Origin of the sequence: Bathymodiolus heckerae thiotrophic gill symbiont (assembly GCF_900128515.1) — a bacterium.
Classification (GTDB): Bacteria; Pseudomonadota; Gammaproteobacteria; order PS1; family Pseudothioglobaceae; genus Thioglobus_A.
Genome location: NZ_FQTP01000004.1, coordinates 38662 through 49332, shown reverse-complemented (window position 1 = coordinate 49332; position 10671 = coordinate 38662). Strand labels below are relative to the sequence as shown.

At 39.0% G+C, this 10671-nt stretch carries 13 protein-coding genes and 1 tRNA gene; 5 read left to right on the top strand and 9 right to left on the bottom strand.

Annotated features, from left to right (window positions below; all coding sequences use genetic code 11):
• On the top strand, positions 1-407 hold a 407-nt coding region (locus tag BTHERMOSOX_RS01310), incomplete at its 5' end, for an IS1595 family transposase (RefSeq protein WP_249360569.1).
• A 65-nt stretch (positions 408-472) separates the two neighbouring features.
• Here BTHERMOSOX_RS01310 and fabG read toward each other — a convergent pair.
• The 4 genes from fabG to rplU form a co-directional block, all read right to left on the bottom strand.
• Positions 473-1219 carry a 3-oxoacyl-ACP reductase FabG gene (fabG, locus tag BTHERMOSOX_RS01305; RefSeq protein ID WP_138118634.1) on the bottom strand — a complete coding sequence of 249 codons (747 nt, stop codon included), beginning with the start codon at positions 1217-1219 and terminating at the stop codon, positions 473-475.
• Positions 1216-2148, bottom strand: a complete 933-nt coding sequence (gene fabD / locus BTHERMOSOX_RS01300) for an ACP S-malonyltransferase (RefSeq protein ID WP_138118632.1) — start codon at positions 2146-2148, stop codon at positions 1216-1218. Before fabD ends, fabG begins: the two co-directional genes overlap by 4 nt.
• 86 nt (positions 2149-2234) lie before the next feature.
• On the bottom strand, positions 2235-2492 hold the full coding sequence (rpmA, locus tag BTHERMOSOX_RS01295; RefSeq protein ID WP_138118630.1) for a 50S ribosomal protein L27: 258 nt from the start codon (positions 2490-2492) through the stop codon (positions 2235-2237).
• Between the two features lie 11 nt (positions 2493-2503).
• Positions 2504-2815, bottom strand: a complete 312-nt coding sequence (gene rplU, locus BTHERMOSOX_RS01290) for a 50S ribosomal protein L21 (protein ID WP_138118628.1) — start codon at positions 2813-2815, stop codon at positions 2504-2506.
• Positions 2816-2928: 113 nt separating this feature from the next.
• Between rplU and BTHERMOSOX_RS01285 the strand changes: the two genes are divergently transcribed.
• Complete coding sequence (locus BTHERMOSOX_RS01285) at positions 2929-3414, top strand: peptidylprolyl isomerase (RefSeq protein WP_138118626.1); 486 nt, start codon at positions 2929-2931, stop codon at positions 3412-3414.
• A gap of 29 nt (positions 3415-3443) precedes the next feature.
• A complete protein-coding gene (locus tag BTHERMOSOX_RS01280) occupies positions 3444-4187 on the top strand; it encodes a UDP-2,3-diacylglucosamine diphosphatase (RefSeq protein WP_249360568.1) in 744 nt (247 codons plus the stop codon).
• On the opposite strand, the gene BTHERMOSOX_RS01275 is transcribed toward BTHERMOSOX_RS01280, so the two are convergent.
• The 5 genes from BTHERMOSOX_RS01275 to BTHERMOSOX_RS01255 all read right to left on the bottom strand — a co-directional run bounded on the left by BTHERMOSOX_RS01275 (position 4164) and on the right by BTHERMOSOX_RS01255 (position 8455).
• A complete protein-coding gene (locus BTHERMOSOX_RS01275) occupies positions 4164-5981 on the bottom strand; it encodes a ribonuclease catalytic domain-containing protein (RefSeq protein ID WP_138118624.1) in 1818 nt (605 codons plus the stop codon). The genes BTHERMOSOX_RS01280 and BTHERMOSOX_RS01275 overlap by 24 nt on opposite strands.
• Before the next feature lie 8 nt (positions 5982-5989).
• Positions 5990-6364: a glycine cleavage system protein GcvH gene (gcvH, locus tag BTHERMOSOX_RS01270; protein WP_138118622.1), complete on the bottom strand. Its 375-nt coding sequence runs from the start codon at positions 6362-6364 to the stop codon at positions 5990-5992.
• 147 nt (positions 6365-6511) lie between these two features.
• On the bottom strand, positions 6512-7588 hold the full coding sequence (gene gcvT, locus BTHERMOSOX_RS01265) for a glycine cleavage system aminomethyltransferase GcvT (protein WP_171004612.1): 1077 nt from the start codon (positions 7586-7588) through the stop codon (positions 6512-6514).
• 9 nt (positions 7589-7597) lie between these two features.
• A complete protein-coding gene (locus tag BTHERMOSOX_RS01260) occupies positions 7598-8245 on the bottom strand; it encodes an inner membrane-spanning protein YciB (RefSeq protein ID WP_138118618.1) in 648 nt (215 codons plus the stop codon).
• Between the two features lie 6 nt (positions 8246-8251).
• Positions 8252-8455 carry a PP0621 family protein gene (locus tag BTHERMOSOX_RS01255; protein WP_138118616.1) on the bottom strand — a complete coding sequence of 68 codons (204 nt, stop codon included), beginning with the start codon at positions 8453-8455 and terminating at the stop codon, positions 8252-8254.
• Positions 8456-8546: 91 nt separating this feature from the next.
• On the opposite strand from BTHERMOSOX_RS01255, the gene BTHERMOSOX_RS01250 reads away from it, so the two are divergent.
• Positions 8547-8633, top strand: a tRNA-Leu gene (locus BTHERMOSOX_RS01250).
• 286 nt (positions 8634-8919) lie between these two features.
• A complete protein-coding gene (locus tag BTHERMOSOX_RS01245) occupies positions 8920-10632 on the top strand; it encodes a protein adenylyltransferase SelO (protein WP_138118614.1) in 1713 nt (570 codons plus the stop codon).
• Positions 10633-10671: the final 39 nt, after the last annotated feature.

Genomic DNA, 10671 nt, shown 5'->3' with positions numbered 1-10671 from the left:
CCATTGTTTTTGGCTTGCTAAAAAGAGGTGATAAGGTTTATACTGAGATTGTTCCAAACTGCAAAAGTACTACCCTACAAAGGATTATCAAGGGTAAAACTAGTATTGAAAGCGTCATTCATTCTGATGGTTGGCGAGGGTATAATGGTTTAGTAGATTTTGGCTATAAGAAGCATTTTAGAGTACATCATAGCAAGAATGAATTTGCTCGTGGTAATGCACATATTAACGGCATAGAATCATTTTGGGGTTATGCCAAAACAAGGCTGGTAAAATTTAAAGGAATGAATAAAAATATGTTTAATTTACACTTGAAAGAATGTGAATTTAGATTCAATAATCGCAAGCAAAATCTTTATAAGATTTTGCTTGAAATGTTCAGAAAAGAGTCGCTTAAGTTGTCATGACCCTATTTAATATATTGCAACTGTTTAAAAATTTTCAAGTAGTTTTTTTACTCAGATTGAAAAACTTAAACAGTGTACATGCCACCATTAACGTGAAGCGTTTGGGCGGTAACGTAAGCGCTTGCATCACTCGCTAAAAACAACACCGATCCTGCAATCTCTTCAACCGAGCCTAAACGCCCCATTGGGATTTGCTTGACAATCGCCTCTTTCTGCTCTTCCGGTAGCGCGTCAGTCATGTCGGTTTTAATAAAACCAGGCGCAACACAATTAACTGTAATACCACGCGCACCAACTTCACGAGCAAGTGATTTAGTAAAACCCATAATGCCAGCTTTAGCAGCGGCGTAGTTGGTTTGACCAGCATTACCCATGGCGCCCACAACTGAAGCAATAGAAATAATACGACCCGCGCGTTTCTTCATCATGCCGCGAAGAACAGCTTTTGACATTCTGTAAACAGATGAGAGGTTGGTGTTCATAATATCGTCCCACTCATCCTCTTTCATGCGCATTAACAGGTTGTCACGAGTGATTCCAGCGTTGTTAATTAAAATATCAACCGCACCATAAGATTCAGTAATATTTTTCATTACCTCGGCAATTTGCTCGTTATTAGTCACATTAAGTGCCATACCTTGTCCAGCAATGCCGTTATCTTTTAACGTGGCACTAATTGCCTCTGCACCCTTATCACTTGTTGCTGTACCGATAACAGTTGCACCCACATTGCCTAATGATAATGCAATAGCTTGGCCAATGCCACGGCTAGCGCCCGTGACTAATACGATTTTTCCTTCTAAATTACTCATGGTGCAATCTCCTCTAAAGTTGCTGCAATGCTGGCTGAATCGAGTACAGCATTTGCAGTTAATGATTTTTCAATTCTTCTTGTTAATCCGGCTAATACTTTACCCGGACCCGCTTCAATTAATTTTTCAACACCCATGGCGTGCATGGCTCTTACCGTTCCTGTCCAAAGTACAGGCTTATGTAATTGTGCAACTAACTTCGCTTTCATGTCGTTAGTATCAGCTGCTTTTGCTGCATCAAAGTTATGCAACACATCAACACTACCCATTGTAAATTCAACCGCATCTACTGCTGTTTTAAATTCAACTGCAGCATCATCCATCAGTGAACAATGCGAAGGAACACTAACTGGTAAGATAACAGCGCGCTTTGCACCCGCAGCTTTCATCGCCTCACAAGTAGCATCTACCGCTTCTTTATTGCCTGCAATTACCACTTGGCCATTTGAGTTAAAGTTAACCGCTTGTACAATACCTGAGCCGGCATAATCATTACAAACCTTAACCACAACTTCATCCTCCAATCCAAGAATAGCAGCCATTGCGCCCACACCTTTTGGCACAGCCGCCTGCATAAGCTCAGCGCGCGTACGTACCAACTTAATACCATCACTAAAACCAAGTGAGCCCGAAGCTACTAAAGCTGTGTACTCACCCAAGCTATGGCCTGCCATACAAACAGGTGATAAATCAACCTCACTAGTTAACACCTTGTAAGTTGCGTAGCCAGCTGCCAACATTGCAGGCTGAGTATTTTGTGTTTGATTAAGTGCATCTTGATCTTCTTGAATGAGCTTCCAAAGATCAAATCCTAGAGCGTCAGAAGCTTCTGAAAACGTGTCTTTTACAATGGGAAAATTGTCAGCAAGATCTGAGAGCATGCCCAATGATTGAGAACCTTGACCTGGGAATACGATTGCGTATTTCATAATAAAATTAGTGGGTGAAATAGCTTTATTTTAATTAATAAAAAAGCGCCCGTAAGGCGTTTTTGAAGATAATTCTTTATTACGAATTATGCAGTTTCGATTGAAACCGTTTGACGCATGAATTTACCTTTCTTAGCAAAAACGACTTTACCGTCTGCAGTTGCAAACAATGTGTCGTCCTTACCTTTACGTACGTTAGTGCCTGGATGAACTTTAGTGCCTCTTTGACGTACTAAGATGTTACCTGCCAATACAGCCTGACCACCAAATCTCTTAACACCTAGGCGTTTTGATTGGGAGTCGCGTCCGTTATTAGTACTACCACCTGCTTTTTTATGTGCCATGGGTTATTCTCCTATGCCTTAATTTTTGTAATTTCGATTTCAGTGTAAAGCTGTCTATGACCTTGAGTCTTCATAGAGTGCTTACGACGACGGAATTTCAAGATTGTAACTTTCTTGCCTTTTCCTTGTGAAATAACTTTTGCTTCAACTGTTGCCTTTGCAACTGTTGGTGCGCCAATTTGAACGTTGTCGCCATCAGCAACCATTAAGACTTCGTCAAAAGTAATTTTTTTGCCTGGTTCAACTTCTAATTTTTCAACCTTTAAAGTTGTGCCTTCGGTTACTCTAAATTGCTGGCCACCTGTTTTAATAACTGCGTACATAATAAAACCTAAATGTGAATTCGTAAAAAGATGCAATTATACGCCAACGTGACTATTTATGAAAGGGGCTTTTAAGTATAATTTGTATTTTTATTTACACGGATGAGCGAGCGATGATTATTTTTGAAACAAACATGGGTGATATTCACATTTCAGTTGATGCAGACAAGGCACCTATTAGTGCTAAAAACTTTATTGAGTACGTTGAGTCAGGGTTTTTTGATGATACAATTTTTCACCGCGTGATCAAAAACTTCATGATTCAGGGTGGTGGCTTTAATGAAGACATGAGTCAAAAGCCAACCAATGCTGAAATTGAAAATGAAGCTAAAAATGGTTTAAAAAACAACAAATACACATTGGCAATGGCTAGAACTGCAGCACCTCATTCTGCTAGCTCACAATTTTTCATCAACACTAAAGATAATGCATTTTTAGACTACCCAGGTCAAGACGGTTGGGGTTATTGTGTATTTGGCGAAGTTGTTGATGGCTTCGATATAGTTGATAAAATCAACCAAGTAGCAACTGGCAACAAAGGTGGACATGGCGATGTTCCAAATGATGCAGTGATTGTAACTAAAGCTTACATCAAATAATTTTAAACCCGGCTTTGACTGGGTTTTTTATGTCTAGATCTGAATCACATACACAAACAACTGAAATGGTAAATACTATTTTAATTATTGCTGACCTTCATCTTGTTGTTGACGAGACAGGGAAAAATAAGCTGTTTGAAAGCTTTTGTAATCAAGCGCAAGATGCTGATCGGTTATTTATCCTAGGTGATTTGTTTAATACTTGGCTAGGGGACGATCTCTCTGCACCTCATTATCAACAAATTATTTCGACACTTAAAGCCTTAAGTAGTAAAACTGAAGTTCTGATCATGACTGGCAATCGTGATTTTTTACTGGCTAAAGAATTTTCAAAGCAAACAAATTGCACGCTAATTGATTCGCCTTACTTGCTAGAAACAAACGATCATCAATATGTACTGACTCATGGAGATGAGCTATGTACAGATGATGAGTCATACCAGCAGATGAAATCAGTCCTGCAGCATCCAATTACCAAAGCTATTTTTGTACGATTACCTAAAAAATGGCGCTTAAAATTAAGTGGTCAATTACGTCAAAAAAGTATTAATGCCCAGCAAACTAAGACTCGGGAAATTATGGATGTCAATCCACAAGCAGTAAGCGAGTTGATGAAAAAATATCCAGGTACTGATTTAATTCATGGGCATACGCATCGACTCAACACTCATATTGAGAAGAGATTTACGCGCTATGTTTTAGGAGATTGGTCACAAGCTCAAGGCAATGCCATCGAGATTACGGATAAATTACGTAGGCTTAAAATTAGCTGATCTTTCCATTATATCAACGCGTGCTACCTTGAGCATAATCTTATCATCCGGTTTAGGAATTTGATCTTCTTTGAATTTAACTTGATCCATAAGACCCACTTCAGGAATCATAAATAAAGCTTTATCACCGCGGATATCAACTACCACACCTTCGCCCTTCCAGCTAGGATTTCTCTTTAAGAACAAGCATTTATAGTGATCATTACTAAAACGAGTAACACGCCCAACACTGGCAAGCGCATTGTTATTAATACCGATAATTTCTTTAACTCTGGCTTTATCCAAAGTTGGCTTACCGGCAATAAAATTAGATAGTTGCTGGTGCGCCAACAAATCGTAATAGCGTCGCAATGGACTGGTAATTCTTAAATATGAATCTAAGCCTAGACCATAATGCGGCAACGGTTTAATAGAAGTGGCTGAACGCTTGAAAAATTTAATGGCTTTAAATGATTCAGCCGTACTTAAATTTTCTTTCTTATCTAGCACTTCCTGAGGGAAGTCGCCTTCATCTTGCAAAGCATAAGGCATAACAATATCATTTTCTTGAGCGTATTGTGAAATAGTACGACCTGCCGTTACCATTACTTCAGCAACAAAATCACGACTTGGACTGGTTTTCTGCAGCTCAATCTGCACTTCGCCGTCAATATAACGCACATCAACATTTGGCAAATTTAAACTGATAGAGCCACTCTTTGCACGGAAAGCCTTATGTTGATCAATGAACGTTTGAATTTGGATAAAATCAGCATTACTGTTACTTTCTAGCTCTTTATCCACCGCCTCATAAGTTGTATTAATTACTTTAATGGTGCTATGTACAACTTCAATATTGCTAATAATTCCTTCGTCCATATTAAGCCCAATCGACAAGGCTGGAGAGGTTTCATTTTCACCTAATGCTAACGCCTTGGTAATTGACGTGGGCAGCATATGAATAATTTGCTCTGGTAAATATAAGTTTGAACCACGCTCACGTGCGTATTCATCAAGCTCAGAGCCCGATTCAACAATGGTTGAAACATCTGCAATGTGAATCCAAAGGCGATCACCGTCAACACTAATTGCATCATCGGCATCATTAGAGCCTTCATTATCGATGGCATAACTATTCATGTGGGTAAGATCAACACGCTCAATCTCAGGCAGAGTTACTTCAATCTCTTTATCTTCTGGAATAGAAAAACGCGCTGGATATGGATTAAAACTATCGGAAAAATATTTAATTTTTAATAAAAATTTGTAAGCCGCTTCTTCGTTATTTTCAACACCCACATGATCCAAAATTTTGGCATGCTTTGATTGATTTAAAGCGACCTTGGCAACCTCTTCTAAGTAAGGTACATCTTGCTCATCAAAGGTATTATTATTAAGATTGTCAATACAATGTTGTAGACTTTCGGCGGCTAATTTTTCAGCATTGCGTTTTTCAACGATACCTTGAATTTGATCACTTGGACGAACAAAAACACTATCTTTTTGCCAATAGAAATACAAGCCATCTTCAACCAAAAGGCAAGTACACCAAGCAGTTTGAGCGGTATATTCATCAAACAGCCATTCGGTAATTTCTTGCAAACCAAGAGTTTCTTCTTGAAATTCTTCAAGTACACTGATATCTGCATGCGCACACGATTCATTCACCTTGGAGAAATCAGGATGAATAAATCGGAAATCTTTTTCTCTAACTTTGCGTGTTGAGCCGTCCAAAAATTCTAAATCAAATTTATGCGTGGTAACACTAACAATGCGCGCAGGCTTGCCTTTATAGGCAACCAGTGAATTAACCAAGACTAAACTTAGTCTAGTGTATTTGTGTAATCTTCAGCAGACATCAAACCTTCGATATTATCTGCTTTAAATTTAACCAACCAGCCGTCATCGTAACAACTTGAGTTTACTAGTTCAGGCTCATCATCCAAAGCTTCGTTAGCAGCAACTATTTCTAAGTCGGCAGGTGCATAAACACCACTTGCTGCTTTGACAGATTCAACTACACAAAACTCATCTTCATGAGAAGCTTCATCACCTTCACCAGGCAGTTCAACAAATACCATGTCACCCAACAATGCTTGAGCATGGTCGGTTACGCCCATGGTAAACGTGCCGTCACCGTTGTCTAGAATCCACTCGTGGGTTTCTGTATATTGTCTGTCGTCTCTTACTTCACTCATACCCTTTACTGCGTCTTTTTATTTTCTACTGTGTTAAATTTGAAAAATATTCAGTCGTGTAGAATTACTACACTCTCTCATATTTTGAAAAATTTCCTGGTAGAAAAGAAAAATACTTGCAAGCTCCTGTTAAATTAATAATATTTTTTAAACTAATACTTTGCCATTTCTTACAAATGGTGGTTTGACTATTTTAGCCGAAACCAATTTATTTCGCATCTCAATTTCACAAGATCTTGTTGTGCCCATTGGCACTCTCGCCAAAGCAATCGCCTTACCCATTGTTGGAGAAAATGTACCTGATGTTACTTCACCATCACCTAGGCTGGTTACTACTTTTTGATGATCACGAATAACACCTTTACCCTCTAAAATCAAGCCAACAATGGTTTTTTTCACGCCATCGTCTCTTAATTTTTCTAACGCTTGACGGCCAACAAATTGACGGTCTTCGTTATTTAGATCAATTGTCCAGGTTAATGCCGCTTCGAGAGGTGATACTTCATCGTTCATCTCTGAGCCATACAAGCTCATACCAGCTTCTAGACGTAATGTGTCACGCGCACCTAAACCACAAGGCTTAACGCCTGCTTCTAATAGCATTTTCCAGGTAAATTCAGCTGATTTTTCAGGCAACATAATTTCAAACCCATCTTCGCCTGTATACCCTGTTCGAGCAATAAATAATCCGCCCAAACTAGCTGCATTAAATGGCTTTAATTCACCCGCCACCTCTTCGACACCTGGCATCGCTTCGAATACTTTAGCCCTTGCATTAGGTCCTTGGACTGCAATCATGGCCAAATCAAATTGCGGCTCAACACTTACGTCAAAACCTTCAGCTTGCGCATTAATCCAGGCAATGTCCTTTTCTGTGGTGCCAGCATTAATCACCATGCGGTAATCTTCATCGTTAATATAGTAAACAATTAAATCATCGACCACACCGCCATTTTCGTTCAACATACAGCTATATAGCGCTTTACCTTGAGTTTTTAATTTATCCACATCATTCGCGATCAAAATTTTCAAAAACTCTTTTGCTTGAGCGCCTTTAAAATCAACTGTGGTCATGTGCGAAACATCAAACATGCCTGCGTCAGTTCGAACCTGATGATGCTCTTCAATTTGAGAGCCGTAATTTAGCGGCATTTCCCAACCACCGAAATCAACCATTTTTCCTTGTGCATCTACATGTGCTTGATATAAAGGGGTGCGTTTCATAATTTTTTCCTATTGTTCTTGTTTGGTATATTTACTAATCATGATGACCGTAATAATAATCAAAATAAATGTCAGGCCCATAGTACCGAATAATTTGAAGTTTACCCACGATTCTTCTGTGTGTTGTGCGGCTAAGCATAAATCCTGCATGGTTGTGGCTGCACACTCTAACTCTGTTAATTCAATTTTAGGATCTAAGTCAGTTGAGGCAAATAACAACTCTCTTGCACTCAATGCTAGCTTGACATAATAGGCATTAACAAACGCAATACCAACAAAACCAGCACCCCAAATCCAGCTCATTTTCTGCCATACAATTTTTGGTAAATCTAGCTCTTTGCCAAGCATTCTTTCTAATAGTGGCTTCTTGCCAACCCACATACTGCCAATTAGTACCAAAGCAAATACCACATACAGCACACTTACTTTCCACATTAAAAATGCTGGATCTCTAAGCGCTAGCGTAACACCGCCCAAAACTACTAGCAAGGCAAAGGTAATAAGATGGGTGTTTTCAAATTTACCCGTTTGATAACGAGCAATCAACATTTGCAAAGCAGTAGCACCGATCATGGCATAGATTGCCGCGTACAAACCCATAGTCTTGTAAACGATAAAAAATAAAGCAATTGGAAAAAAATCAAGTAAAAATTTCATAATGGATTACCCTAGACATTTTTTAGAACAAAAAGCTTTTCCATCATGAATAATCGCTTCATTTTCAGGAATATGGGTTTTGCAAATACTGCAAGACAACATTTTTCTAGTTGAAGGCAATGGAATATCATTGCTTTTTGGTTGCCTTAGTTTGCGCCAAACACTAAAGCCCAGCCAAGCAATCAAGAAAATAATAATTAACTTTATCATGAAAAATCCCACCTCAAAAAAATAGAATTTTACCGATGCTTAGTATATAATTGTTTCTTTTTCATGTGTCTATAATAATTACACAATTCATGCCCGGGTGGTGAAATTGGTAGACACACAGGACTTAAAATCCTGCGCCTTTATCGGCGTGCCGGTTCGATTCCGGCCCCGGGCACCATCTTTCGTTTTCACTACATCCCATCAAGACTCACAGAGCACATAAACAAAGGGATTGGTGTCAAAACTGTATTTCACACAATATCATGAAACGTCATACAATCTCACTATAAAGTGAGTAGAAATTTTATAATCTAAACAGGATGTCTATTCAAACTCTTGCCAACGCAAAAAAAATAAAGATGTGCTTTATTGAATGGTTGATAGTAATAGTCTGATAATAAAAATCTCTCTTACCCTTACGACATACCTAGGATTCAAATTTTTCATTGATATAAAATATATCCATGAAAAACAAACCTTCTCCAACTATCAAAACACTCGACGATCTTGCAAAATTAGCTGACTATTCTTTTGTGAATACACTCAACTGCGATCCCGACACAAAAATTAATGGTGTTGATCATGATCCAAGACAGGTTTTCACTGGCCATTATACTTTAGTCAATCCCACGCCTATTAAAAATCCAGAATATATTACACATAGTAAAGATTTTTTCAACGAACTTGGCTTTAATGATAGCCTAGCCCAGTCAGATAATTTTATACGCCTATTTTCTGGCGATACTTCACATTTACCCAAATCTATACGTACAGCTGGCTGGGCAACTGGTTATGCGCTCTCTATTTTTGGCACAGAATACTACCAGCAATGCCCATTCCAAACTGGCAATGGATATGGTGATGGTCGTGCAATCTCCATTCTTGAAGTTGTGGCTAATGACCAGCGCTGGGAGATGCAACTAAAAGGTGGCGGTCGCACACCCTATTGTCGTGGTGCAGACGGTCGTGCCGTTTTACGTTCTAGTATCCGCGAATTTTTAGCACAGGAACACATGCATGCACTAGGCGTGCCAACATCTAGATCATTAAGTTTGTACGTTTCAAAGACGCAAAAAGTTAATCGTCCTTGGTATTCGCAAGGATCGCGCTCAATGGATCCCGATATGCTTGCATCAGAATCTATCGCTATTTCAACGCGCGTTGCGCCATCATTTATTCGGGTTGGGCAGCTCGAACTCTTTGGTCGTCGTGCTCGCAAACAGGAACATCCAAAAGCCATGGAAGAATTGGAGATGCTAGTATTACATTTAATTGATCGAGAGTATGCTGATGAAATCGACAATACGCTTAGTACTGGCAAAAAAGTAGTGCAGCTTGCGCACCGGTTTAGGGATCGACTAATTTCACTAGTGGCTAATTGGATTCGTGTTGGTTATTGTCAAGGAAATTTCAATAGTGACAACTGTGCCGCTGGAGGTTTTACCCTTGACTACGGTCCATTTGGATTCTGCGATGAGTTTGATTCACAGTATCAACCTTGGTCAAGTGGCGGACTGCACTTCTCCTTTTTAAATCAACCGATAGCAGCAGAACAAAATTTCAAAATGTTTTGTAATGCTTTACTACCATTACTAGAGTCTGATCAAGAACTCTCAAGCAAACTGATTAATGTCTTCAATGGATTTTCAGCAGCAATGAAAATACAAATGGAAAAAATGTGGCGTGCAAAACTTGGGATTTTTGCTTTTGATGTAACACTGTTTGATGAATTAGTAATACTGATGGAAAAAACGCCAGTTGATTACACCCTATTTTTTCGTGAACTATCAGAAGTGCCTGCCGACATCGAGCCATTGAAAAAGAGTTTTTATCGCTCAACATCAGAACAAATAGATAAGCACTGGCTTGAATGGTTTGAGAAATGGCGGAAACTTAATGCTTGTTCTATCAATAAAAACTCAGCATCATTATCTCGCGAACAACTTTCTAAACAGATGAAACTTGTTAATCCGAAATACAGTTTGCGCGAGTGGTTTGTTGCTCCTGCTTATCAGCAGGCTGCTGAGCGCGATTATTCTTTAGTTCGAGAGCTGCAAGCAGTAATTACACAGCCTTATGCAGAGCAGTCTAAAGATGTGGAAGAAAAATACTACAAACTAAAGCCGGATGAACTCTTTAATATTGGAGGATTATCGCAATATAGTTGTTCATCGTAATTTATTGTCTGCATATTAGTAAAATATTTCGTATAATCA